Raw genomic sequence first — 26,393 nt, 5'->3', positions numbered from 1 at the left:
TATGAAAATATTAATCGATGCTAGAATGTATGGACCGAGAGGTTCAAAAGGTCTCGGTCGCTATATCAAAGAAATTATTGATGGTTTGGTCAGGCAAGATTCGCAAAACGAATATGTAATTTTATTACAGCGTGAAAATTGGGACGATTTTGCAGAAAAACCCGGGTTTCACAAGGTTTTAGCGCCATGGCGCTGGTATACCCTTGCCGAGCAAATCTACCTGCCGCGACTTATAAAAAAAGAAAAACCGGACTTGGTTCATTTTCCACATTTTAACGTTCCGTTGTTTTATTTTTTTTCGCCGTTCGTTGTTACGATCCACGATTTGTTATTACGTCAATATCCTTCACGTCGGGCAAGTACTTTGGGACCAATAAAATATTGGCTGAAAAATATTGGTTACCGTTTGATTGTTTGGGCGGCTGTTTGGCGGGCAAAAAAAATTATTACTATTTCAGATTTTACTAAAACCGAAATTCTTAAATATTATCCTTTAGTCGACAGAAATAAGATAGAAGTTGTCTATGAGGGTGTGAGCAAGCTGGAGAAAGAAATGATCGAGAAAAAAGATGACAACGATGTTCTTTTACGGTATAATATAACCGACCCTTTTATTTTATATGTTGGCAGTGCTTATCCTCATAAAAATTTGGATAAATTAATATTAGCTTTTGCTAGGCCGGAAAAGAATTGGACTGGTAAGTTGGTGTTGGTGGGTAAAAAAGATTATTTTTACCAGCGTCTTGAAGAGGGTGTTCAAGAGTTGAATACAAAAAGTGTTCTTTTCTTAGGCTATATTCCTGATAGTGATTTAGCTGTTTTATATCGTCAAGCTCGGGTTTATGTTTTTCCTTCCTTGTATGAAGGATTCGGATTGCCGCCGCTAGAGGCAATGAGTTGGGGATTGCCGGTGGTTGCTTCAGACATCCCGTCTTTGCGAGAAGTGATCGGCGATGCTTACGAAAAATTTAATCCGAAAAGTGTTAGTGATATTTTACAAAAAATTAAAAATGTTTTAACTGATAACGTCAAACAAGAAAAGTTACGATATTTAGGACTGGAACAAATAAAAAAATATAACTGGGATGCTACGGTTAAAAAACATATAGATATCTATCATGCTGCGAAAAAATAAAAAAGCAAAAGAAGATGTAGTGGGTAGAAAAACGGTCGGTAAAAGAAAAAATGCTTCAATAAAAAAAACAAATTCAAAAATTACTCCCAAGGTAGTCAGGATTAATGTTGTTAAAAGTGATTATTTGAATCATTATATCTCTCCCCATCTTGTTGACCTGTCCGAGCTTTCTCCTAAGCAAAAGGAACAACCGATTTTTTGGGAAGAGTCGGCGGATAATTATTTTACTGCGCCGACAAATAACGATCTGGATTTTTCTCGGGTAGTGTCATCAGAGAATGCGGAAGAATCGGTAACGTTTTTTTCTCCAAATTTAGAGCCAATATCATCGACAGAGCAAAACAAAATAGACAAAATAAGACAAGAAATAGCCGAATATAAGCCGGCGGAAACGGTCATTGTCGACGAAACTTTATATAATACCAATGATCCGGAAGATATCTTCAAGGATATAGAGGACATGCCGTCAATTGAAAGAGTGGTGCAAGAAGTTGAATCGCAAAATATTGTTTTGCCGCAACTACCAGCGGCATCATCAGTGTTGCCTGTTGAAAGAAAAAAAAGACTCTTTAATCCATTGCGAATAGGTAGGCGCATTTTTATTTTATTCGATTATGGGAGCGACCGTTTAGTGCGACCTTTAAGAAATATTCCTTTGTCATTGCCGGCTAAAGCGTTGGTTGGTTTTGTGGTTATGGCTTTAGTTTTGGTTTTGCCTTTGGGTATTACTAGTTACTATCAGAACTTGAAAGGTAAGCAAATAGGTGTTTTAAGTTTTGCTTCCGCTGGTGCCAACGATCTGCTCTCTGCCAGCAGCGAAGTAGGGGAAAAAGATTTGGCAGCTGCCAGTAACGATTTTAGCGCAGCTTATCAAAAATTTTCTTCAGCCAAAGACGAACTTGATGGAATTAATAAAATAGTTACAACAATTGCTAAATTGATACCGCAAACCGATAATACTTTGAAAACAGCAAACGCTTTACTTGATACGGGGAAATTACTTGCTCTAGTCGGTCAAAATTTAACTAATGGTTTGTCAGCGCTGGAGTCTGGTGATAAAACCATTGTCCAAAAAATTACTATTTTGCGGGAAAATCTAGAATTAGTTGCTCCTGACATTCATAGCATTGATAGTCTTTTGGCAAGAGTGGATATCAATCAATTGCCTGAAGAAAATCAGGTTAAATTTATTTCTCTAAAACAAAAAATGCCGGCAATAGCCAAGAGTTTTGATGGTTTTATCTCCGTTGCCAAGTTTGCCGAAGACATACTTGGCAAAAACGAGCTGAAAAGATATTTAGTTTTATTTCAAAATAATAGCGAGATCAGACCGACAGGAGGATTCATCGGATCTTTTGCTTTAATAGATTTGGTTAACGGTGAAATAAAAAATATGGAGATACCCGGCGGTGGCAGCTATGATTTACGCGCGGGGCTAACTACTGCCGTGGCTGCTCCAGCGCCATTGCGGCTAATCAACGCTCGTTGGGAGTTTCAGGATAGCAATTGGTTCTCTGATTGGCCGACGGCGGCGCAAAAAATAGCTTGGTTTTATAATGAAGCCGGTGGTCCGACAATAGACGGTATAGTAGCTATAAATGCTGATTTATTGCAGCAATTGCTGGGTTTAATTGGTCCAGTAAATGTGAACGGTAAACAGATTACCGCTGATAATTTTTTTGGTACCGTACAAACAGCGGTAGAGGTTGATTATGATAAGGAGAAAAATAAGCCTAAAGAGTTTATTGCCGATATGGCGCCTCAAGTATTGGGTCAAATATTATCCGCGGACAAAGATAAATTAATAAAAATTATTTCGCTACTTAGCGATTCGTTATATGCCAAGGATTTACAGCTATATTTTTTTAATCCTGAAACAGAAAGTCAGCTCGCCGGGCTCGGTTGGGAAAATAAAATAAAAGAAACTGCCAGTGATTATCTGATGGTGGTTAACGCTAATATTGCCGGACAAAAAACTGATAAAGTTATTAATCAGACAATCTTGCATCAAGCGGCGATTGGTGATGATGGTACTGTGCGTAATAAAGTTACCATTATTCGCGCTCATAACGGGATTGCCGGTGAGCCTTTTTATGGCGTTCGAAACGTAAATTATGTGCGAGTATATGTTCCGCAAGGAAGTAAATTGATTAGCGCGGATGGTTTTCAGGAGCCGGCAGAGGAACTTTTTAAAAACGACGGTGATTACAAGCAAGACAAAGATTTATTACAAATATCCGGTTTGACCAAAACGGATGAAAAAACTGGAATAAGAATAAATGAAGAATATGGTAAAACTGTTTTTGGTGGATGGACGCAAGTTTATCCCGGTAAAACGCAAGTAAGTATTATTGAATATGAGCTACCTTTCAGAGTATCTTTTGCCAAAATGGAAACAGGTTTTAACTGGCTAAATAAACTGGAAGATAAATTAAATTTTACCGATGTCAGCACTTCTTATGGTTTGGTGGTGCAAAAACAATCCGGTCAAGAAAGCGATTTTTATAGTTTAGTAGATTTTCCCGATTCGTGGAAAGAGGTGTGGCGTTATCCCGAAGAAAAGATAGATATTGCCGGTAGTATTCTGCATTATACTAATTTTTTAGATAAAGACCGGGCATATAGCGTAATGTTTCAAAAGTAATATTTAATTTTTATTTTAAATTTATGAACCAAGATAATAAAAATAAAAACCATAACGCTAATCATAACAACTACAAAATACCTGGTCGTGAAATCAGGAAAGACCTGGAAAATATTTATGAAGATGATGATGGTAATTTGCCGGATATTTCTCGTCTGGAGCCGAGAAAGAAAAAAGGGGTTTTGCAATTTTTAACCAAACTGGCGGTCATTTTGTTGATTTTAGCAGGTATTGCCTGGGCGGGATATTATGTTTTCAATAAATATGCTCCTAATCAGCTGAAAAAAGTGATTGGCGAGGGGGGGGAGGTAGAGCTGACTATTGAAGCGCAAAAAGAGATGTCTGCTGGCGATCAAATAAAATATCTAATCAAATATAAAAATCACAAAAAAGTTGATTTAAAAAAAATATCCCTCAACGTCCGTTATCCCAGCGGATTGATAATCGAGTCGTCTAATCCTGAGGCTGACAAAGCTGATGATGGCAGCGAAAGTTTGGTTAAGGAAGATAATTGGAGTTTGGGAACACTGGCTCGCGGTGCTAGCGGCGAAGTGGAGATAACAGGAAAGCTGATTGGCGCTCAAGGAACCAATGCTAATATTTGGGCGGTACTTTATTATGAGCCGGAAAATTTTGCTTCTCAGTTTCAAACCGAAGCCAGCTTTTCTACCACGATTGAGTCTTCTCCTTTTGATATCGTGGTAGAGGGGACTAAACAGTTGGCTACTACCGACCCTGTTGAATTAAATATAAAGTATGAAAACAAAAGCGAAAAAGATGAAGAGTTGAAGGACGTTTTGTTAGAAGTGATTTATCCTCAAGGATTCGTGGTGGAGGAAACCGATCCGAAAACCGTGGAAGGTAGCGACAATCAGTGGCAAATAGTTAGTTTTAAAAAAGGTGATAAAGGCGAGTTAAAAATCAAAGGTAAATTTTCCGCTAATGTTACCGGTGGTCAAGACTTTACGATTAAGGCGTCGATAAAAAATCAAGACAAATATTTGTCTATTGCTGAAAATATTTACAGCGTGGCTGTTGTTTCGGGGGATCTGCTGACTGAACTAAAAATAAACGGATCAAAAGATGACGGGATGATTGATTTTGGTCAGACCCTGAATTATTCTTTGACCTATGAAAACAGTGGTAAAGATGTTTTGAAAAACCTTACTGCTACCGTGTTTTTTACTCCGTCGGCTGAGTTTATCGAATGGACTACTTTAGTTGATCGTTATGATGGACTACTTGACGAGTTTGAAGCCGGTAAGAGTATTTCCTGGACAGAGAAAGAAGTCCCTAATCTGGAAGAGTTAAGACCGGGTGACAAAGGAGTGATAGATTTTTCAGTTAAAATATCAAGTAACGCCGGAAAATTGTCAGGCGATCTGTCCCTGCGTACCGTTGCTTCGATAAAAACCCAGTATGTAAACAAAGAGGAAATGAATATAGAAAATAGAAGTAATGCCATTACCACTAAAATTAATTCCAATTTAGCGCTCGTAGCATATGGTCAATATTTCGATGTCAGTGGGTCATCGATCGGCAGCGGTCCGATTCCGCCAAAAGTAGGTCAAACTACTTATTATGCGATTGTTTGGCAGTTGGACAATTCTGTCCACGAGGTTCGCGATGTGGTAGTCAGCACTATTTTACCGGAAAAGGTGAAATGGGGCGGAAAAAAAGATATTAGCGCCGGTGATATCAGTTACGATCCTTCTTCTAGAAAAGTTACCTGGAAAATAAATCGTATGCCGGTTAATCTGGATTTAAAATATAAAGTAATTTTTGATGTTAGTATCGCTCCGGAAAATACCGACGTAAAAAAAATTCTGGCATTAACCGGTGACAATCAGCTCTCGGCCGTTGATCAGACAACCGGATCCAAGATATCTCAGGCGCAAGGGGCTATTACCACGGATTTGACCAGCGACCCATTGGCAAAAGACAAGGGGTTGGTAGTAGAGTAGAAATCTACAAAAGAAAGGAGGGACGTTTCATGCTAGTATGGTGGATCGTGACTATCGTGATATTCGCACTTTTTTGCATAACAGCAGCATTTGTTACGGGAATGTTTTTTGAAAGAATGCGAGGCGATAAAAAGAAGCTCGACGAGCTGGAGGCGGAAGCAAAAAAAGCATCGGCGTTTTTGAAAAAGACGACGATGCCCAATGGCTAATAATAAGCAATCAAAAATCCCTGACAGAAGTCAGGGGTTTTTATTAATATTGACGGGATATTAATAGTGCGATATTATAGAAAATCAATTAAATTAATAAGAGTGGTTTTTAACAAAAAAGGAGACAACGCGTGATGAATGAGGTTTTTTTTGCTATTTCGGTGGCTATCATTGCTTTAGTCGTTGGTTTTTTGGTCGGCAGATGGTGGGGCGGCAATCGTCGTCTGTATGACATCGCTGCCTTTGTTGGTCCTACGGGCGTCGTCTTCGAGGTTATTCAAGAGATTTGGCCTAAGGAATACATTGTTCGACCGAAGAATCTGCGCGACGGCGGACCTGAAGGCAAGAAAATTAACGACCTGTTTTATTTCAAGCTTCGACGCAATGACCCCTGGCGTGACTACGGCATTGGCAATCTGAAAGTCGGTCATAGCTATCATTGGCAGCAGGCCAGAGGAAGGTCGGCGTTGACTCCCGTCGGTCGCTCAATAGCCGACGAAGGCTAAGCAATCAAGCAAAAAACCTCGTAAGGGATTACGGGGTTTTTCTATTTAACTTTCTTCACTAGTTTATATAGGGGATAAAGTATTTTGGATATTGGTATGTCGAACGTTCCTGGATAGTCGACGCTTTTTCCATTAAATCCGAGTTTAAACCTAGTTACTCCGGGCCAACGTTTTTCATCTATTCCCCAAAAGTCATAAACTTTGTAACCGGCATCTTTAGCGCATTTGATTTGATGCCACTGCAGTAAATGTGGCGCCATGAGGTTTCTGTACTGGTAATCCGATCCGCCATGAGCGTAAGTAGCGCGATCTCCGTAGAAATAGCAGAGATTGGCGGCAACAGGAATACCGTTGCTTTCAGCGATGAACAGCTTAGTAGCAAGTAGTGAGTATGGGGTAGTGAGTATTTTTTTATAATATTCTTTTGGGTGGGTGGAGATTTCTTGTTTGGTGTAGGTTTTGGTTAACAGATTCCAGAAAATCTCAAAATCTTGGTCGCCACTACCATCGCGAACCGTTACTCCGTGTTTTTCAGCTAGGCGAATATTGTATCGGGTTTTTTGGTGAAAAGAGTTAAGTATGTCGTCTTCTGATTTGGTTAGATCTAAAACGAGCGTGGTTTTGGGTTGGACGGGTTTGGTAGGTGGTAGATGATAGTTGATAGTTGGGGAAATTGGTTCAATACGGCAGAAGGTGGATTTTTCGTGTTTGCCGAGTTCCTTGATTCTTTCGACCAGATATTCAAAATATTTCGGTTCGGTGGTAAGCGGTCCGCGCGGGCAGTAGAGGTAATTTTGTTTAAAAGGCAGTTGGTGTTTAACTATCAGTGCAACGGCTTTAATTTGGTTTTCGTCAGTGACTGCCAGGCGCCAGATTTTTCGTCCTAGGCTTTCTTGCAGCACGCCCCAGTCCCAGGATTGCAAAAATTCACTGCCGTTAGCAGTGACAAAGTCGTCCCATATCTTTTGTTCCACGACATCGCTGGTTTGCATAAAATTAACGGTTAAGCAGTTTTAGCGCGGATTTGATTTTGTCTTCTACTGATTGGGTTTCCGGCGGAAGCTGCGACAAGACGATTCTGGCGTCGGCGGCAGAGTAGCCAAGACTGACCAGCGCGTCGATTGCTTGACCGTCTATTCCACCAACGTCTCCCAAATTAATATCAAGGTTTTTGTCTTTGAGTTTTATCACGATCAATTCAGCGGTTTTTTTACCAATACCGGATACTTTGGTTAGCAGGGTGGCATCGCCACGAGAAACGGCTTTTTTTATCTCGTCTAGTTTTGCCACCTCAAAAACGCCGAGAGCGGTTTTTGGTCCGACACCAGAGATGGAGATCAATTTTTTGAAGAATTCTATTTCTTCAAAAGTCGGTAATCCGTATAGTTCTAAAATATCTTCGCGTACGTGAGTATGTAAAAAAAATTCACCAACCGTTTCGGTTTTACTTTGTTCGGCGTTCACCGGAGTGGTGTGAACCAGATAGCCGATGCCGTTGTTTTCTATGATAACTGACTTATCGGTTTTGGCTTTGATTGTGCCTTTGATATAACCAAGCATATTAGTAAGAGATTAGGAGGATAAGAGGGCAGGAGGTTAGGATTTGAGTTTTTTGCGGAGGACTGAAAAAGCGGGAATAGGCTCGGTTGTTTTGATAGAGATAATTTGATCATGGCCACCATGGGCAGAAGCGACTTCCTTATCGTTTTTGGTATCAATGATTTTGGTTAGCTTTTGCCTAAAGTTTTTACCAGTAGGAGTGATAAATTCTACCGTTTCTCCGCGGTAAATGGCATTATGAACAGCTATTAGTGTCGCGCCTTTTTCTTTACTGTATTTTACCACTTCACCCACAAATTGGTAAGACGATTTTTGATGAGAAATCTGGAAGTTGTTATCCCATTTTTCGGCTCCAAAAGCAAAGCCGGTGGTGTAGCCACGATTGGCCAGGGTGCCTAGTTCTTTGACTAGGTTTTTGATTGGTTGTTTTTTATCAATCGCCTGGCGATAGGCTTTGACGACCACTGCAACATAGTAGGCGCTTTTAGCCCGGCCTTCGATTTTAAAACTAGTGACGCCGGCTTTTTTTAGTTCAGCCAAATGCCCGATCAGACAAAGGTCTTTGGAGTTAAATAAATAAGTGCCATGTTTATCTTCTTCGACTTCCATGACTTGGCCACGTTCGTCATCGGTACTGACGCGATAACCCCAGCGGCAAGGTTGCACGCAGTCGCCAAGATTGGCGCTACGACCAGTTAGCCACTTACTGAGGATGCAGCGTCCAGAGTAGGACATACACATGGCGCCGTGGACAAAATATTCTAGTTCGAGTTTTGGCACATTTTTCCTAATCTCTTTGATCTCGGCAATAGTCACTTCGCGCGCCAGGATAATTCTTTTTATCCCTTGCTCGTACCAAAATTTGGCGGCTTGCCAGTTGGTGCAGTTAGCTTGGGTAGAGAGATGCAAAGGAATCTTTGGCAATTCTTTTTTGAGTATCTTGATTATTCCCGGATCGGAAACGATAATGCCGTCGGGTTTGTTAGCTTTGAGAAATTTGATATACGCCGGTAATTTTTTTAGATGCTGGTTATGAGCATATATGTTAAGAGTCAGGTATATTTTCTTTTTATGGTCATGGCAGTATTTGATTGCCTCGGCCAAGTCTTTGAGATTAAAAGAGTTGATCCTGACGCGTAGTGAAAAATCAGGTAGACCGCAATATACCGCATCAGCGCCAAAAGCGAGAGCGGTTTTTAGTTTTTCATAACTGCCGGCTGGGGCGAGTAGTTCTGGTTTGTTCATAGACTAGTATTTTAGCAAAAAATGACAAAAAGAAAAGAGCGGTTTTTTTGCCGCTCTGTGGGTGTAGAAGGGAGTCGGTTACCAGTTTTCAGTCTCACATTCACCGCAGTTTTCACAATCGGCACAGTCGTTGTTTTTGTTGTCTTTTTCATCGGTCATTAAGAAGACTAACAAATCTTCGTGGGTGGTCGGGCTTAGGATCGTACCATCGGGCGGTCTTTCTTCTTTTTGTAGATTTTGTTCTAATCCTTTGTTATCACCAAAGATTATTTTTGCTCCTCTGATTTTGAGACAGGTAGGACAGGCGAAATGCCGTGAAGGTACTATTTCCCCACAAACGACGCAAAAAGGTAGTTCGGGGTTAAAGCCCCTCTTGGGAATAACGGTTCTTGTGATGTCAACACGGGGACTTCCGCCGATGTCTTTTGCCTCGGGAAACAAGTCGCCAATTACCACAGTGTGATCGCGGCCTTCATCATCTTCGTCACAAAAAAAGAAAGGTGCCATTTTACCCTCCCTTTGAATAAAAATGTTTTTTCACTGTTTTTATTATATCATTTCTGTAAAAAAAGCAAAAACCCCGCGTTTTTAGGCGCGGGGCGTGGCTGTAGTGATGAATTAGTGATTGCGACAGATGTGTCGCTGTTGGTGGGGTAAAATTGCTTGTCTATAGTCCATCCACTTACGCATGGGCGACGTGGAACGAACTATTCGCCGTCGGAATTCCGGCGAAAAGAGTTCGCCGTAACATGGTCGGTTGGTTGATTTGAAACTTTTTATTCACCAACCGGAGAGCTGTCCAGATGGTGAATGCTTTCGGTCGCCGTTCCGGTACTTCGTAGAAGCGCCAGGGGTCATCCGAAAAGCCGTACCAACGCATTTCGGCACCGATCTTTTGCGCGCGTTTGATTTCCAGTCCTTTTTGACTGGGCGGTGTGCTTTCGAATCGTCTGCTCTTGACCCTTCCGTCACGGCGCCACTCCAAATGGTCTCGGATATGATTTTTTTGCCGGCGGTCGGCTTCGGCGATTCGCGTTTCGTTAGTCTCAAGATCGTCGTAGCAATCGGATTTTTTGTCGTCGAACGGTTCGTCATCATAGCAATCGAGGTCATAGACCTGCTTGCCGTTGGCATCGATCACTTCGAAACCCTCAAGGTGTTTTTCCAGCAAATAGCGCTCATGATCACGCGCCGCCATTTCTTTTTCTTCCAAACTCTTTTGCAGATCGACCATGAGCTCATCATCTTCGTCGGCTATCGGCTTCATGACACCGATGATGTGGAAGCCAAAGACTTCCCCGTTACGGAGCATTTCATCGTCAAACGTCATCGAAATAAGGATGTCGTTGTCGATGAAACGACCGTCTTCGCCACGGGCCTGCAGCTGGTGCTGCGGCTCGTTCGGGTTGGACAGGCCGTCGACCCGGGGGATGTAATCGTTGGTTCCGACTTGCAGCCGGTAGTAACGCTTTGCCATGCTGGTAACCTCCTGGTTATCCGGTTAATGGTTTTTCGTTATTAAATAGCTATTTCTAGCTAGCAGCAACCCACACAAGGCGGGTTACCGCTATTTAGAAACAGCTATTTTTTGTAATGTTCAGAATTAATCATCATATCATATTTAACATTTATTGTCAATAGCAGGATGTTTTAAAAGCTTATTTTAGGGAAGAAATGTCTTATTTTGAATAAAAAAAACGACCGCCATTGCGACGGTCAAATATGATTGCGGTCTTTTGGTGGGTTTTTCTCCTAGGCTTTTAGCAATTAAATTAGAACGGAGCCGGTGGTTTTCTTGAGATCATTTTCACGTCGCAGTGGATCTCTGCGTCTGGTCGGGTGTTGAGGTAATCCCGCCCAGCATTCATCACTGCATTCCGCACTGAAATGGTTAGGGTTGGTTATAGCCATTTTTTGAACCATAAAAGTGTATACATCGACGTCGATCTCTCCATTGCCCGTCCTCTTTTTGCCTTTGCCTGACATGAGACCTGCCCCCTTTCTTAAAAAACACTATTCTCTTAGCACTAGTATAAAGGCAATCTTAACGATACATTTTGAAAAATAAGTTGTCAATGGGAAATAATAAATAGTTTATAGCCGATAGCTTAAAAAACCGCTGCTTAAAATGTCGGCGGTTTTTTTTAAAACTAATATAGTATAAACAACTATTGGCGGTTTTTTTTGTTGCGGCTGACGCGGATCAGACCAGAACAAGGAATGAGTTTAATTCCCTTTTTTTCCAGTTCGTCTAAAAATAGATTCATGCCCAGCGAGTCGGAGGAAATATGTCCGGCGATAATAACATTGATATGAGCGGCTTCGGCTTCCTTGCGGTGTTCTTCGGATTGATGCATGGAGATGACGGTACCGATACCGGCTTGTGCCATTTTTTCATAAATTTTTGGCGAACCTTCGGTACCGCCGGTAATTTCAGTAATAGCAATTTTGCCACAATGATTGTTGGCGCTACCGGTAAGTACTTTTGGTCCGGTGCCAAGCTTGACTGCTGCTGTGTATTCTGGAATCCCTTTTAACATTTTCATGATATCGCCAACGTATTCGCATTTGCCGGAGGTAATTTTTTTCTTCAGAAAACTAGCGACTAGGTTGTCTGCCGGAGTGTGGATGTTCAGGTAGCTAAGATTTAGCAGACGAGCCATGTCGACCGGGCGATAATGATTGACGGCGCTGAGACTGCGAGCTACTTCGGATATCTTTTCCCGCTGGACGCCTTCGGCTACGTTGATCGGTACGCCATAGCCGGCAAGTACTTCGGCTTGTAAATGCATGACGTCAGCAAGATCAGCCAAACCTTTACCGCGAGGATGATGGGCAATTACCGCATCGATGTCTTTCATTTGGTTGGCAATAATCAGCTCATCGCCCTCCATGTCAATACCAACCAAAACTTTTTTGACTGGCTTGCCAGAATCATAATGAACACGGCTATCCAAATAAGGGTTGGTTAACGCTTCGGTATCAAATTCGGCTTTGGCATCCTTGCCTAACTTGTCGTACAGTTCTTTTTTGCGTCGGAGCATCTTTTGGACAGCTGCTTTGCCGCGCAAGTCGGCATCAACACCGAGCTTGATAGCGAGATCGAAAATTTGTTGAACATTCATAAATATAGGAGGTTAGGATGATAGGAGGTTAGGAGGTGGTGGGTAGATATTTTATTATCTACTATTTACTACCTCCTATTTACTATTTTAATCCCAACCAGACTTTAGTTTCATTAATTTTTACTTCGGATTGCCAGTTTTCCGCCACTTCGGCTTTTTCATTTTTTAGACTACTAGCCAAAGTGTCTTTGGCGAGCTGGTCGGAGAATTTGGTGAAAACGTCGTTAATTTCCTGGTTGTCGGTTTGATAGTAAACGGTCACGCGGTCAGAGATAGTCAGGCCAGCATTTTTTCGCAAAGCGTTGATGAAGCGCACTAGTTCGCGGACCAAACCCTGCTCTTTTAGTTCCGGTGTCATAGTAGTATCAAGTTTATCTTCACCGAATTTAATATCCAAAACGTTTAGTTCGTCTTTTAGAATATCAATCAGTTCATCTGAAAGTTTTTTGGTCAGAGTGGTGGAGTAAGAAAGTAACGGTTGGCGAATCTTGATCCCGGTAGTCGCGCGAGCAGCTAGTCCAGCTTCGACGATTTGTCGGGCTAGAGTCATTTGATCAAGTAATGTTTGGTCGATCAATTTTTTATTAACCTGCGGCCAGACGTCCAGATGTACTGATTCTTTTTGTCCGCCAATTTCACGGTAAATTTTTTCAGCAATAAACGGCGTAAACGGCGCCATGATTTTGCTTAGAGTCAGTAAAACGTATTTTAGTGTTTGCAAGGCGTTTTGTTTATCAGTGGCATCATCGCCTTTGAAGCGATCGCGGCTGCGGCGGACAAACCAAGTCGATAATTCGTCGACAAATTCAATAATCGGTCGGGAAGCGGCGACTAGATCGTAGGCGTTCATTTGTTTAGTAGTTTCTTCAATCAGTAGATTTAGTTTTGCCAGTATCCAGCGATCCAAAATATTTGTTGAGTCATCGGCGGCAACTGTCTCGACAGCACCGTACATCTGATAAAACGAAAAGACATTGGATAAAATCATGATTAATTTTTTGTAGGTTTCCTCGACGCCTTGTTCGGAAAAGTTTAGTGTCTCGGCTTTTACCACCGGAGAGGTGAGTAGGTAGTAGCGCATAGCGTCGGCACCAAAGCGATCGATAACTGCGTTTGGATCAGGATAATTTTTGAGCCGCTTGCTCATCTTCTGACCGTTTTCGGCTAGCACAATACCGTTAGCAATCACGTTTTCAAAAGGCGCCTCATCCATGATGGCAGTAGAGATAACTAATAGGTAATAAAACCAGGCGCGAGTTTGGTCAACGCCTTCGGCAATAAATTTTGCCGGAAAATTACTTTCAAACTTTTCTTTGTTTTCAAAAGGATAATGAAGTTGAGCATAAGGCATGGACCCGGACTCAAACCAACAGTCGAGTACATCGGGAATACGTTTTGCCAGTTGGTCGCATTTGGGACAGCGGATTTCGATCGGATCAACAGTCTGTTTATGCAGATCAAACTGCTTTTGAGTTTTTTGGTTAACATAAACGTTCATCGGATAGGCGTAGCTATTCCAAGCCGGAGAGTCAAAAAGTTTGTAGATCTTTTCTAGACTCAAGTCTTCAATCGATTTGAGTAAATAAAGCAGCGGACCCTGATGACCAACCAAAATGATGGTTTTGCCAATTTCTTTTTCTAGAACAGTTCTGACAAAGTTATACATTCGGTCTTCTTGTTCTTTCCATGATTCACCGGTTTCACCGCGTTTGGCGGTGTATTGTTCTTCTAGGTTTAATTTTTTGTAAGCAGCTCGGGAAGCGGCAATGTTTGGGTCGTCTTTTGTTTTACCATCCCAGTTGCCGTTGTCGATTTCTTTTAGCTCTGGCGCCCAGTTAATACCAAGAGAAAGCTCTTTGGCGATAATTTCCGCAGTCTGTTTGGTACGTAGCACCGGTGAAGCGTAGATAACGACATTATTATCTTTATTTTCTGCGGCGATTTTTTTGGCCGCGGCCTTAGCTTGTTTAATGCCGTCTTTGGTCAGTTCAAAAGTGCTATCGAGACTAGAATCAAAAACACCACTGTCATTTTTTTGGCTTTCACCGTGACGAACCAAGATTAATTTAGTAATTTGTTCTAATGCTGCTTGTCGCAAATCTTCGATCGAACCAAAAACCAGATTTTCTTTACATTTGGTACACTGCCAGATCGGCATGACCGAACCCCAAAAACGCTGGCGAGAAATAGACCAGTCGGTAGCGCCTTCAAGCCATTTGCCAAAACGACCTTCTTTTAGATAAGCCGGCACCCAGTTTATTTTTTTAGCTGCCTTCAACATTTTGTCTTTGATTTTGGTCACAGAAACAAACCAAGAAGAGGTGGCGTAGTTGAGTAGCGGAGTGTCGCAGCGCCAGCAGTGAGGATAGGAGTGAGTGTATTCTGCTTGCGCAAATAGTTTACCTTCTTTTTCCAGCCAAGCAATAATTTTGCGGTCGGTAGCTTTGGGATCTTCGATTGGTTTGACTAACTCGCCGGAAAAGTCGGTAACTTCCGGAGCGAAGCGACCTTCCATATTAACATGTTGGACGAAAGGCAGTTTTTCTGCCATACCTAGATTCATATCGTCTTGGCCAAAAGCCGGAGCAATATGAACTACGCCGGTACCGTCAGTAGTAGTAACAAAATCAGCAGCGTAGACTTTAAAACCGCGTTCTTTATTTTCCGGTTTGTCGTAGTAAGGAAAAAGCGGGATATAGGATTTACCAACCAAATCTTTACCGGTTAGTTCCTCAACCAATTCATGTTTAACATTGGTCAAAGTTTTTTCCGCGGTGTCTTTAGCTAAAATATAAAAATTACCATCATCAAACTTTACTTTAATATATGGCACGTTGGCGCCAACAGCTAGCGCAATGTTGCCGGCTAGTGTCCATGGCGTAGTAGTCCAAGCCAGAATATAAGTATTTGGTTCATCAACTAACTGAAATTTTACTGTCACAGAAATATCAGTGATATCTTTGTAGCCTTCGCTGACTTCTGATTGGGAAAGAGTGGTCTCGCAGCGCGGACAGATATGCATTGCTTTGTAGCTTTGGTAAATCAAACCTTTATCCCAGAGTTGTTTGAACACCCACCAGATACTTTCCATGTAGCGTTGGTCCATGGTTTTGTAGTCGTCTTCCATATCAACCCAGCGGCCGAGGCGTGGGATAAACTTTTTCCATTCGTCAGCATAAAGCATGACTTTGCTGTGGCAGCTTTCGTTAAATTTGGCCACACCAACTTTATCCTCGATTTCTTTTTTACTATGAGTGCCGAGTTCTTTTTCGACAATGTTTTCGATCGGCAGACCGTGGCAGTCCCAACCCCATTTACGCTCCACTCGCCAGCCGTTCATGGTCCAGTAGCGGGGGACGACGTCTTTCATCAAACTCGCCACGATATGACCATAGTGTGGCGTGCCGGTAGCAAAAGGCGGGCCATCATAAAAAATATAGTCGCCATGCGGCGCTTCTTGATTTATTGATTTTTCGAAAATTTGATTATCCCGCCAAAACTTCTGAATTTCTTCTTCGCTTTGGGGTATAGTTTTTTTGGTATTGTTTTCCGTCATAGTAATTATCAGTTTATCACTAAAATTGGCTATTTGCAAGGTTATTTTTTGATGTCTGTAGGGGCAATTCATGAATCGTCTCTATGACAATTATTTCTTTTTTAAACAAAAAACCGGACGTTTTTAGGCGACCGGTTGAATGAGTGAATTTAGTGGGTGTCAGTCGTAGTCACGTCATTATCGTTGTTATTGTCATTGTTGTCGTTATTATCATCGTTGTTGTTATCGTCATCTCCGGTATCATCGTCACTCATCGAATCATCATCACCGACGGGTTGCGGTTTTGCCCAGATTTGTATTTCACCGATCGACAACCAATCAGTTTTCCAGTCCAGCCGGGTTTTGGTGAGAATAATAGCCACATGGTTGGTAACGGTTTCGCCGGTGTGACTGGTCCAGGCACCGTGGTGAGGAGTTCCGGCTAACGTTCCTGTCGTGCCGAACGGAGTGGTCATAAGATCGGCATTCCAAACGTCAGCTCGCAGACAGTTGCCTTGGTTATAACTGATTTTTTGGATTCGATATTTTTGAAGGAGAGTGACGGTGATAGTCACTTCGCCCGCTTCGTTGGTGTTAAAGTTTTGATAGCCGACGGTGTCACCATCAATTTTGCCATTGGTGAGATAACCGGTCGAGCCGTTGTTTACTTCCCAGACTCCGTTGTCGGTGATAATAACCGGCTGACCAAGGGCGATGTTGATCAGGTCTCCGTTGTCGTTATTGTCATTATCATCATCGGTGGGCGGGATGTTGGTATCGAGACAGCAGTCGTCAACGCAACCCCAGCCCTGACCGAAAGATGAAACGCACTCTGAAGTAGAGTGACATTTGATACACATTTCGTCGTCACCGTCGTCATCACTTTCGTCTTTTTTGTCGCAAGAAAAGATTGTAACAATGCTGATAATGGCGATTATAATCGTTAACAAGATATTTCGCAGTTTCATCCGATACTCCTTTGGTTTGATTTTAAAAAAACGTTAAGTATTATTATATTAAACATATTACTAATATTTTGTCAATAAAATAAAAAACCGTCTTTTTGCTAAGACGGTTTTTTTAAAAAAAATATAGGGCAATATTATCCGAAGACTATTTTGAACTCCATTTTTCAGCCCAATCGCCGATCAGCGGTAATTTGTATTTTTCTTGGTTGTAGGCTTTGTAAATCAAGAAAATAAATAAGACAAATACTATGAGGTTCCAGACCCCGCTTATTCTCCACCAGGAATAGCGCAGGGCAAATCCTAGAATATAATCGATAATAATCAGGGCTACGCTAGTGATTATGGATTGCATGGCGTGAAATTTCACAAACTTGTCTTTGGAAGTAAAAAAGAAAAACGCGCCGGTGATAAAACCAAGCACGTAGCTGAGAGCAGCCGCGACTTTTGGCTCAAGACCGGATCCAGCTGGCTTGCTTGCTGGAGGGGTAGGTGGTACTGGCGCTGGAGTTGGTGCTGGTGTCGGGCTAGTACCTTGAGTGTTTTCTTCCATAATTTTAACTTATTTGTTAACTAGTTATAGTTTAGCGTTTTTTGATCAAAAGTTCAATCCGGCGATTTTAAATTAATATAAAAAAGAGGCATCTTGTGAAGATCCTCTTTTGAAATTATTAACCCAATTTTTTCTTCAAATCGATTAGGCCCTTAATAAGGGCATCAAGTTCGGTGGTGTTTAAGGTGATCGACATATCATTTGTCTCGTCGTCGTATGAATTGTATTGAGCAATGATGATTCTTGCCGTAGAAAGGTCTTGGCTATCTGGCGCTGCGGCTATTGAATCAATGCTTGCTATCTGACCGGGTATTGGTTTAATACCAAAGATACCCTCGGCCTTTTTTAGTTGCTCGATTTTAATCCCGACATCAGGAATTTCCGTAATCCTTGTTTCTCGGTTCATTTTGCTACCTCCTTGGTTTAAGTGTCAAAAGTATGTTTTTTAAATAAGCAATCATTGAAGGTTAACTTCTTTTTTTCGATATGTCAATATTGAGACAATTCTAAAATAAAATAACACCACTTCTCAGTGATGTTATTTTGGTGGGGTGTAGAGGATTTGTCTCCCTACGGGAGATGTCCCGAAGGGACAAACCTCCAACCAATTATTTAAGTCGGTTAATTTTATTGAAAGTGGGGTGTAGAGGATTTGAACCTCTAACCAATTGCTTAAGAGGCAACTGCTCTACCATTGAGCTAACACCCCATATAAAATTTAATAATGAACAGTCTTGGATGTAGAGGATTTGTCTCCCTACGGGAGATGTCCCGAAGGGACAAACCTCTAACCAATTGCTTAAGAGGCAACTGCTCTACCATTGAGCTAACACCCCGTAAATTTAAATAAATCGCGGTCGGCAGGAGTCGAACCCGCAACCCCTTGGTCCGAAGCCAAGTGCTCTATCCATTGAGCTACGACCGCAAAATTTTACCAGCCCTTTACTTCCAACCCTGCCAGCGCGGCATTTTCCTGGGCTTCTTGTTTGGACATACCTTCTCCCTGTGCTATTTTTTCCTTATCCAAAAATATTCCGACAACAAATTTTTTGGCGTGATCGGGACCGGTTTCCTGTATTACTTCGTAGTGTGGGGTAATCCCCGCGTGTTCTTGAGCTGCTTCTTGAAAACGTGATTTTGGGTCAACGTAAAGTTTTTTATCCAAAATTTCCGGTAGTTCCGGCAATACTTTTTCGTCAATGAATTTTTTTGCCGCTTCGTAGCCACCATCCAGGTAAATAGCGCCGGTGATAGCTTCAAAGGCATTGGCCAAAATATAATCCCTGGCTTTGGAATTTTTGTCTTTTGATTCTCCTTTAGACAGAAAAAGATAGTCTTCCACTTCCAGTTTTTTTGCTATGCCACCCAGCATTTTGGCGTTTACCAGCGAGGCGCGCCAGGTAGTCAGTTCTCCTTCGGGGTTGGGATAATTATTATAAAGATGTTCGGTAACCACTAACTCCAAAACAGCATCACCTAAAAATTCCAAGCGTTCATTGTGATCGAGGCTAAAACCCGGATTTTCATTGAGATATGACCGATGAACCAAGGCTTGTTTAAGCAAATCTTGGTTTTTGAAAGAGGTACCTATGTTTTTTTCCAGACGGGAAAGTAGTTTCATAAAGTCATTACGTCCACCTGTCAAAATATCGGGACATCGGCTTTTTTTATTTTCCGGTATCCTGGTATTTGGGCAGAGATTATTTTTTAAAGTTATTTTGTTTCCTTAGGTTTTAACTTCCTCGGTCTTAGTTTCTTTGTTTTCGTTTTCTTTGGTATCGTTGGGGGTGTGTTTTTCGCCCATTTCTTTATATATGGCTCCGAGGACTCCGTTGACAAACTTGCCGCTGCTTTCACCGCTGAAAGTTTTGGCTATTTCGATTGCTTCATTGATCACGACTTTGGCTGGGATTTCCGGGTCAAACTTTAGTTCGTATATGCCGATACGCAAAATATTCCGGTCGACAATAGTGATTTTTTCCAACGGCCATTCGGGAGCAAATTTGACGATTAGCTTATCAATTTCTTTTTGGTTCTTCAGCACGCCATTAATAATATTTTCCGGGAAACTATAATCCTCCATACCGGGAGCGATTTCGGACAAATTGTGTTCCAAAATGCTTTTTACGTCATCTTTGCAACCGCTAAAATCCCATTGATAAAGGGTTTGCATGGCTACGGTGCGACTTAAGTGTCGGCTAGACATATTTTTTTATTTTATTTTTCCTCGGCCTTGCTATTTTTAGACTTGGCAAGTTTGGTTTTAACCTTGACTATTTCTCTGTTTTTATAATATCCGCAATAACCGCAGGCGCGGTGAGGTAGCATCGGTTTTTTACATTTCGGACATTTACCCAGGGTAATGCCTTTGAGGGCTTGGTGAGATCGCCCCATCCTAGTTTTTGATTTTGGTCTACGTTTGGCTGGAATTGTCATAATATAGTGGTTAGTGATTAGTAGTTAGTGGTTAGGAAAAACTGCAAGTAATATATATGATTTTATTGTTTTTGGCAAGATTAAACCCCGCTTTGGTTGAAGCGGGGTTCGGATGTTATAAAGCGTTCCTAAAAAATACTACGGCGATGAGATACAGTAATGTCTGGGCGGCGTTTTCCTGTTCCGAATCATATAAATCGGTACGGGATATTTCTACGCTAAGTGCTTCACCAGCCGTAGCCAGGATTAAATCAATATCATTTTTGATCGTTTTTTTGTCGTTTTTAGCCAACCCTGAACCGCCGTCAGTCAGCCGACTCCAATCACTCCACTGTAATTGAGCCGTTGGGTTCAAAAGATAAAATATTTGAGGAATCAAGTAGACCTTGTTATTTTGCCGGAAGAGTCCCCATTGACCGCACTTCATTAGCGTGTCAATGACCTTTTTGAGGTATTCGCCGTCATAGCTTTCTTTCTTTGCAAGTTTGTTATAGTAGTTGTGGGCGGCAATCAGAAATTCGACAACATACGCCTGATCGCGTTTTTCGAGCCACCAATAACATCTCCAGCTACGATTAAAGACGTCTATTAATGATTCGACAATCAAACGGTTACCCTCTTCCATTTTTGCCAGAGGTCGTGCACGACCAGAATAAATGTCTGTTAAATGAGAAGTGGGTATGCGGAGTCGGCGGGAGAGACCTTCGAGAGATGCTTTGGTGAGGTCACGCGCTTCTTCGGTTCCCGGTGATACTATGCTGTGAAATAGATGCTGGTTCATTCTACTTAAGACGCTGAAGTGGTTTACCAAATCTACCCAGGTGGAAAATATTTCCGAAGGAGTGCGACCGTCTAAAGTGTTGATGGTTTTGATCAGAGCGATCGCCATTTTAAATGGCGTGGTAGTAGCTTTGATTTGCTCTACCAACCTGTCGATCATCAGCGGGGGTCTTCCATGGTCTCTAAATTCTGGCATGATTAATCTCCTTTTTTGGTGGCTAGCGCTCTTGGGCTAGTCACAAAGGATGGGGTGAAATGAACACCAACATTATGTTGGTCGCTGGTAATTTATCTGAATTTTTAGTAATTGTCAAGTGTCATTTTAAATGCTTACGATTTATTTTTATTCACCAGTTTGACAAGATTGTAAGGTTCTTTGGCGTAAAAAAAACCGCCTGTTTTTGAACAAGGCGGTAGTTGATTTATTGGTTTTTATAATAAAAAAAGAGAGAAGGGGCGAGATAAGACGAGGTTCGTTAGTAAATTTAATACAGTCATTGTCGTCTCGCCCGAGCCAAGTTGTGGCAGAGGGAAAAAAATTACATTTTTCAGTCTTTCCTAGACTATCCTTCACTTCTTTTACCCTCTCTAAAAATTTTAGTGGAAAATCTTTAGAGAAGGGGCGAGGTAAAAGATTATGCTTCATTATGATGATTTAATAACCTCCTTTTCGCCTCGCCCGAGTTGAATTGTGGTAGAGGGTAAAAATTGACATCGCCAGCCAGCTTTTTATTTTATTTGGCTACGCAGCGCATCTTTTACCCTCTCTAAAAACTTTGACAAGGAAGTCTTTAGAGAAGGGACGAGGTAAGTAAACAAGTATTAAGATGTCTCAATAAGCCCACTTTCACCTCGTCTACAGTTTGTTGGATAGGTAATTTAATCATAACCTAAGTTAAAAGTCAATGGCTGGGTTTTTTTGCTTTTTTGCTTTTTCAATGCTTTAATAAATACATATGGAAGTGCCTGTTTGGGAAGAAGAAAAAATCGGAAGTCTTCGCAAGTCGTACGACTCGCAAGAAGCCGAAGAGATATTAAAAGCGGCTGATTTTGTGGTTGCGCCGACGATCAATCTTTTTCATCAGGAAAATTTGGTTTGGGATAATAAAGTTTTTAGCGAGGAGCGACTAGCGGCAGGAATGGATAGCGCCGCTGACGAGGTTTTACTGGCTACTCCGTTTTTTGGCTTAGAAAAAGGGACAAAAAAAGATGGACAGTGTCTGGTAGCATATGTAAAAGTTTTTGAAACAGGAGTCTTAATATTATTGAAACCAAATAGCAGTATTCAAAAGCAGATTAATAAAATCGAAAATTTTGGTCTGCATGCTAAAGAATTGATAGTTGATAAGATAGATGTGCGGGGGAGTAATCAAACAATAAAACGAATTAAAGTTTCTTTATGATAAAAAAACCGCCCCGTGTTATGCAGGGCGATTTTTTTATTTTACTTTTTTTTGTTTAGACTAGGGCAACTGAAACTACTTTATCACCGTCTTCTTTAAACCTCATAATCCTTACGCCCTGGGTGGCGCGACCGATAATCGGTACTGATTTGAGCGGCAGGCGAATTACTTGACCTTTTTCCGAGACGACAACAACATCACCGGTGGAAGTTTCGGGTAGAGCCTTGAGGTCGATAATCTCTCCAATGACTATTTTTCCGGTCTTAGGAGTGATTTTGGCGGTTTTGATACCTGAGCCGCCGCGACCCTGGACTTTGTAGTTGGATAGTTTACTGCGCTTACCAAAACCGTGTTCCATAATCACCATTAATTCGGCGTCGGTTGTTTTGCCGCTGACAACATCCATGCCGACTATCTCATCATTACCTTTGAGGCGCATGCCGCGGACTCCGGCAGCGCCGCGACCCATAGCGCGAATAGTGTTTTCTTTGAAACGAATTGCTTGGCCGCCAGATGACATCAATATTATTTCGTCTTTACCAGAAGAATATTTGACCCAGCGCAGTTCGTCGTCACCTTTGAGTCGGACGGCAATCAGACCGTTGCGGCGGACGTTTTCAAAAGCAGTGATTTCTACTTTTTTGATCACGCCGTGTTTGGTAACCATTACCAGATATTTTTGATCAGAAAGTTCTTTGAGGGAAAGTGCGGTAGTGATTTTTTCATTACTGGTTAGCTGTAAAAAATTAACAATCGATTGTCCTTTGGCAGTGCGGGAAGCAGCCGGGATGTCATAGGCTTTGAGTTGGAATACTTTGCCGCTGTTGGTAAAAAACATCAGGTCGGAATGAGTAGAGGTGGAGAAGAATTGATCGACGGTATCCTCTTCTTTGGTAGTTAGACCAAGTACTCCTTTACCGCCGCGAGACTGGGTGCGAAAATTTTCCGGAGAAAGGCGTTTGATATAGCCGTCTTTAGTGATGGTAACAATCGTCGCTTCGTCTGGAACCAGGTCTTCCATGGTAAATTTATCCGGTGCGGAGTTAACAATTTTGGTTCGGCGTTCGTCGCCATATTTATCCCTGATTTCTTTTAATTCGCCCTTGATAATACCTAGAATTCTTTTTGGTGAGTTGAGTATCTCGGTCAATTCTTTGATCAGCTGGCGTTTTTCTTTGAGTTCGGTTTCAATTTTTAGCTGTTCAAGGTTTGCCAGATTTTGCAGTCGCATTTCCAGAATGGCGACCGCTTGGCGTTCGGACAGTTTGAACTTGCTCATCAAATTAGTTTTGGCAACATCTTTGTCTTTTGACGATTTGATAACTTTAATCACCGCATCGATTTTGTTTAGGGCAATCATCAAACCTTCCAAAATATGGGCACGGTCTTTGGCTTTGTCCAGATCGTATTGCGTACGTCTGGCGATTACTTCTTGACGGTGCTTTATATATTCTTCCAAAATCATTTTTAAATTCAAAACTCGCGGCTGTATACCGTCGACTAGAGCAAGCATGTTTACGTGAAAACTTTCTTGTAGTTGTGTGTGTTTGTATAACTGATTGAGGACTTTTTTCGGATAAGAATCTTTTTTTAGTTCAATAACAATGCGAATACCTTCTTTCGAAGATTCATCCCGCAGATCTTTTATAGCGTCGATCTTTTTTTCACGGACCAAATCGGCGATTTTTTCCATCAGGGTTGCTTTATTCACCTGATAAGGAATTTCGGTGATAATAATTTTGAAAGTACCTCTTTCTTCAACTATTTCACTTTTGGCGCGCATTATGATACCGCCTTTTCCGGTGCCATAGGCGGATTTAATTTCTTCAATATTAAAAATCGTTCCGCCGGTAGGGAAATCCGGACCTTTGATATATTGCATTAATTCTTCGACAGTGATTTTGGGATTGTCGATTACAGCAACAGTGCCGTCGCATAGTTCGGTCAGATTGTGTGGCGGGATACTGGTAGCCATACCAACGGCAATGCCCATACCGCCGTTGAGCAGTAGATTCGGCAGTTTGGCCGGGAGTACGGTCGGTTCTTTTTTTGATCCGTCGTAGTTGGGAACGAAATTAACAGTATTTTTTTCTATATCCAGTAGTAGTTCTTCGGAAACAGAAGCAAGCTTGGCCTCGGTATAACGCATGGCCGCCGCTGGATCGCCGTCTACCGAACCAAAGTTGCCCTGACCGGATATTAACTGATAGCGCATGTTAAAATCTTGTGCCAAGCGAACCATGGAGTCATATACCGCGGCATCACCATGCGGATGGTAATTACCGAGAACTTCTCCGACCACGGTTGCTGATTTGCGGAATTTGGCAGAGTGACGCAGACCCAGCGTCCACATGGCATAAAGAATCCTGCGATGGACTGGTTTCATGCCGTCACGAACATCCGGCAAAGCGCGTGAAACTATAACCGACATGGCGTAATCCAGATAACATTGCTTCATTTCATCTACTAGCGGTTGCAGCATTAATTTGCCTTCGTTAGTCGATTCGGTTTTTATCGGCAATGTTTGCGGTTTTGCGTTTTTTGGTTGTTCTTCCGGCATTTTATCTTTTGGAGAACCAATCGGTTTTCTCTTGGAAAGTTTTTTCATAATTAGTGGCTAGGAGCTAGTGGCTTGACAGCTAGTGGTTGTACTAGCCTTGGGCATGACCAGCTTATTCTATGATAACTATTTAATAAATTTGAAAGTCGACGCCATTTGTTCCGTGGTTGCGCCTGATCCCGAAATAGCAATATCGTTTTTGCCTTCCGGTAAGGCGGCGATCACCGTGTTGGTATTTGCGTCGGTATATAGTCGGGCTTCAGTATTGTCTAAAAAGAAAATTTTTATTTTATCATCGGCGACTTTTGGTCTGGCGATTTCCGGAGCGATAATAATAGTCGCCATTTCTTTTCCATTCTCGCTAAAAGTGATTTTTCCTTCTCGTGTTTCCTGCTGCCATGTCGCCGGATACTTTATCGAAAAATTATAGTCAAAATTACTGTAGGTTATCCAGTTGTTTATCATCTCTTTATTCAGGCTGTCTTTAAGCCTTTCTATCTCGGTCTGGTTAAGATTGGCGGCTTTTTCTTGGACATCCAGAGAATTTTTTATTTTAGCCAGATTTTTTTTGATACTGGCAAAAGAATCATCGATTTCGCCTTTGAGCAGCTCCCATTGTTTTTCTTTAGCCAATTCTTCATCGGTGATTTCCCGCTGGTTAAAGCTAAACTTGAGCGACCAGATCCAGCCACAAAATATGATAATCATCAAAATTACTATAATTAAAGTCATGATAGCTTTTTTCTTGCTGTCGTGTTCAGCCGGTTCGACTGGAAAAACGCTTATCTTATGTTCTGATTTTTGACGAGCTTTTTTGTTTTTATGCTCGGGCATATTTTTTGTTTTTTTTAAGAAACATTAAGAAGTACTACCTGAGTATCTTCATTAATAAGGTCTTTTTTGTTTATTTTTAGTTTGTCGATATTATCTTGTTTTTTAGTGCCTAGTTCTTTAAGAAAAACTTCTACTCCGTCCAGCTCTGCTCTGACTCCGGGATATTTAAAATGCATCGGCAAAACCAGCCTTGGCTCTATTTGTGATACCACCTCGCTTGCCTGTTTGGCATCAAGAGTATATTTACCACCGACAGGAATCATTAAAACATCTACTCCTTCGAGCAACTCCAGCTGTTCGTCGGTCAAAGTGTGTCCCAAATCACCAAGATGGGCGATAGACAATCCTTCAGCGTCGATACGAAAACAGGTGTTAGTTCCGCGTTCTATTCCCTTAGTATCATCGTGAAAAGTGGGGACGCCATAGACAACTATTTTTTTCACCTCATATTCGCCGGCGCCTTTGATAACAAACGGTTCGCTTTTGATAGCGGCTATATTGTTGTGGTCGGTGTGATCGTGAGTAACTAAAACAACATCTGCTTTACAAGATGACATTTTGATTCCCAGGGAATCTTCGAAAGGGTCGATAACTAGGGTAACGGTGTCGTTATCGCCTTTAGTTTCGATTTTGAAACAAGAGTGTCCTAGCCACGAAATTTGCATAAAAATAAGACAAAAATAGTTAAATAACGTTTTCATTTTAGCATGAAAAAAATAATTTTAAAAGGGGTGATCACAGGGGTTGGGAGTCGGGAATTGTATAAATTACTGTTAATTTAGGTCTGTTCGCAAGATGGTTTTAAGTACGTTGGTTGTTCGTCACAGCCATCACCTGCTAATTACCAACATCTATTGACAATTTTTTATTTTTATATTAAGCTATTACATTAATGTTTTGGTTTGTTCATTAACATAAACATAAAAACGTTTTAATTTG

23 protein-coding genes and 3 tRNA genes are annotated in these 26,393 nt (G+C 41.6%); 6 read left to right on the top strand and 20 right to left on the bottom strand.

The annotated features are described in order from the left end of the window. Nucleotide 1: 1 nt before the first annotated feature. The 5 genes from WC310_05130 to WC310_05110 all read left to right on the top strand — a co-directional run bounded on the left by WC310_05130 (nt 2) and on the right by WC310_05110 (nt 6,458). The gene (locus WC310_05130) at nt 2–1,135 is read left to right on the top strand and encodes a glycosyltransferase family 1 protein (protein ID MFA5359166.1); all 1,134 of its coding nucleotides are present in this window, start codon (nt 2–4) and stop codon (nt 1,133–1,135) included. Next, the gene (locus WC310_05125) at nt 1,119–3,779 is read left to right on the top strand and encodes a DUF4012 domain-containing protein (GenBank protein MFA5359165.1); all 2,661 of its coding nucleotides are present in this window, start codon (nt 1,119–1,121) and stop codon (nt 3,777–3,779) included. The genes WC310_05130 and WC310_05125 overlap by 17 nt, the downstream gene beginning before the upstream one ends. A gap of 23 nt (nt 3,780–3,802) precedes the next feature. Further along, nucleotides 3,803–5,743 (top strand): hypothetical protein, encoded by a 1,941-nt coding sequence (locus tag WC310_05120; GenBank protein MFA5359164.1) that lies wholly within the window; start codon nt 3,803–3,805, stop codon nt 5,741–5,743. A gap of 29 nt (nt 5,744–5,772) precedes the next feature. Beyond that, nucleotides 5,773–5,952: a hypothetical protein gene (locus WC310_05115; GenBank protein MFA5359163.1), complete on the top strand. Its 180-nt coding sequence runs from the start codon at nt 5,773–5,775 to the stop codon at nt 5,950–5,952. Nucleotides 5,953–6,083: 131 nt separating this feature from the next. Further along, on the top strand, nt 6,084–6,458 hold the full coding sequence (locus tag WC310_05110; GenBank protein ID MFA5359162.1) for a hypothetical protein: 375 nt from the start codon (nt 6,084–6,086) through the stop codon (nt 6,456–6,458). Nucleotides 6,459–6,499: 41 nt separating this feature from the next. On the opposite strand, the gene WC310_05105 is transcribed toward WC310_05110, so the two are convergent. From WC310_05105 to WC310_05025, 17 genes are all read right to left on the bottom strand, one after another. Then, nucleotides 6,500–7,450, bottom strand: a complete 951-nt coding sequence (locus WC310_05105) for a peptidoglycan bridge formation glycyltransferase FemA/FemB family protein (protein MFA5359161.1) — start codon at nt 7,448–7,450, stop codon at nt 6,500–6,502. Nucleotides 7,451–7,454: 4 nt separating this feature from the next. Next, nucleotides 7,455–8,018 (bottom strand): Holliday junction branch migration protein RuvA, encoded by a 564-nt coding sequence (ruvA, locus tag WC310_05100; GenBank protein ID MFA5359160.1) that lies wholly within the window; start codon nt 8,016–8,018, stop codon nt 7,455–7,457. 36 nt (nt 8,019–8,054) lie between these two features. Further along, nucleotides 8,055–9,263 carry a U32 family peptidase gene (locus WC310_05095; GenBank protein MFA5359159.1) on the bottom strand — a complete coding sequence of 403 codons (1,209 nt, stop codon included), beginning with the start codon at nt 9,261–9,263 and terminating at the stop codon, nt 8,055–8,057. A gap of 78 nt (nt 9,264–9,341) precedes the next feature. Beyond that, a complete protein-coding gene (locus WC310_05090) occupies nt 9,342–9,770 on the bottom strand; it encodes a hypothetical protein (GenBank protein MFA5359158.1) in 429 nt (142 codons plus the stop codon). A 175-nt stretch (nt 9,771–9,945) separates the two neighbouring features. Then, nucleotides 9,946–10,740, bottom strand: a complete 795-nt coding sequence (locus tag WC310_05085; GenBank protein MFA5359157.1) for a hypothetical protein — start codon at nt 10,738–10,740, stop codon at nt 9,946–9,948. Between the two features lie 691 nt (nt 10,741–11,431). After that, on the bottom strand, nt 11,432–12,388 hold the full coding sequence (locus WC310_05080) for an NGG1p interacting factor NIF3 (protein MFA5359156.1): 957 nt from the start codon (nt 12,386–12,388) through the stop codon (nt 11,432–11,434). Between the two features lie 82 nt (nt 12,389–12,470). Continuing rightward, entirely contained in the window at nt 12,471–15,944 is a 3,474-nt protein-coding gene (locus WC310_05075; GenBank protein ID MFA5359155.1) for a class I tRNA ligase family protein, read from the bottom strand. 149 nt (nt 15,945–16,093) lie between these two features. Further along, complete coding sequence (locus WC310_05070; protein MFA5359154.1) at nt 16,094–16,891, bottom strand: hypothetical protein; 798 nt, start codon at nt 16,889–16,891, stop codon at nt 16,094–16,096. A 145-nt stretch (nt 16,892–17,036) separates the two neighbouring features. Continuing rightward, entirely contained in the window at nt 17,037–17,441 is a 405-nt protein-coding gene (locus WC310_05065; GenBank protein MFA5359153.1) for a hypothetical protein, read from the bottom strand. 118 nt (nt 17,442–17,559) lie between these two features. Continuing rightward, nucleotides 17,560–17,847 carry a hypothetical protein gene (locus WC310_05060; GenBank protein ID MFA5359152.1) on the bottom strand — a complete coding sequence of 96 codons (288 nt, stop codon included), beginning with the start codon at nt 17,845–17,847 and terminating at the stop codon, nt 17,560–17,562. 231 nt (nt 17,848–18,078) lie between these two features. Then, nucleotides 18,079–18,150, bottom strand: a tRNA-Lys gene (locus WC310_05055). Between the two features lie 26 nt (nt 18,151–18,176). Continuing rightward, a tRNA-Lys gene (locus WC310_05050) sits at nt 18,177–18,277 on the bottom strand. A gap of 16 nt (nt 18,278–18,293) precedes the next feature. Then, nucleotides 18,294–18,366: transfer RNA gene (locus WC310_05045), tRNA-Arg, on the bottom strand. Between the two features lie 6 nt (nt 18,367–18,372). Continuing rightward, nucleotides 18,373–19,062 (bottom strand): ribonuclease III, encoded by a 690-nt coding sequence (gene rnc, locus WC310_05040; protein MFA5359151.1) that lies wholly within the window; start codon nt 19,060–19,062, stop codon nt 18,373–18,375. 105 nt (nt 19,063–19,167) lie between these two features. After that, nucleotides 19,168–19,647 carry a transcription antitermination factor NusB gene (nusB, locus tag WC310_05035; protein MFA5359150.1) on the bottom strand — a complete coding sequence of 160 codons (480 nt, stop codon included), beginning with the start codon at nt 19,645–19,647 and terminating at the stop codon, nt 19,168–19,170. An 11-nt stretch (nt 19,648–19,658) separates the two neighbouring features. Continuing rightward, on the bottom strand, nt 19,659–19,877 hold the full coding sequence (rpmF, locus tag WC310_05030) for a 50S ribosomal protein L32 (protein MFA5359149.1): 219 nt from the start codon (nt 19,875–19,877) through the stop codon (nt 19,659–19,661). Nucleotides 19,878–19,992: 115 nt separating this feature from the next. Beyond that, nucleotides 19,993–20,853 (bottom strand): hypothetical protein, encoded by an 861-nt coding sequence (locus tag WC310_05025; protein MFA5359148.1) that lies wholly within the window; start codon nt 20,851–20,853, stop codon nt 19,993–19,995. A gap of 760 nt (nt 20,854–21,613) precedes the next feature. Between WC310_05025 and WC310_05020 the strand changes: the two genes are divergently transcribed. Continuing rightward, entirely contained in the window at nt 21,614–22,060 is a 447-nt protein-coding gene (locus tag WC310_05020; protein ID MFA5359147.1) for a hypothetical protein, read from the top strand. Nucleotides 22,061–22,115: 55 nt separating this feature from the next. Here WC310_05020 and gyrA read toward each other — a convergent pair whose 3' ends face one another. The 3 genes from gyrA to WC310_05005 form a co-directional block, all read right to left on the bottom strand. Further along, entirely contained in the window at nt 22,116–24,668 is a 2,553-nt protein-coding gene (gene gyrA, locus WC310_05015; GenBank protein ID MFA5359146.1) for a DNA gyrase subunit A, read from the bottom strand. A gap of 78 nt (nt 24,669–24,746) precedes the next feature. Beyond that, nucleotides 24,747–25,454: a hypothetical protein gene (locus WC310_05010; protein ID MFA5359145.1), complete on the bottom strand. Its 708-nt coding sequence runs from the start codon at nt 25,452–25,454 to the stop codon at nt 24,747–24,749. 14 nt (nt 25,455–25,468) lie between these two features. Beyond that, complete coding sequence (locus tag WC310_05005) at nt 25,469–26,119, bottom strand: MBL fold metallo-hydrolase (protein ID MFA5359144.1); 651 nt, start codon at nt 26,117–26,119, stop codon at nt 25,469–25,471. Nucleotides 26,120–26,393 lie beyond the last annotated feature (274 nt).

It is taken from the genome of Patescibacteria group bacterium, from assembly GCA_041653535.1.
Classification (GTDB): Bacteria; Patescibacteriota; Patescibacteriia; order JACRDY01; family JACRDY01; genus JBAZFH01.
Note: the sequence above shows the minus strand (reverse complement) of the source record. Positions and strands in the feature narration are given on the sequence as shown.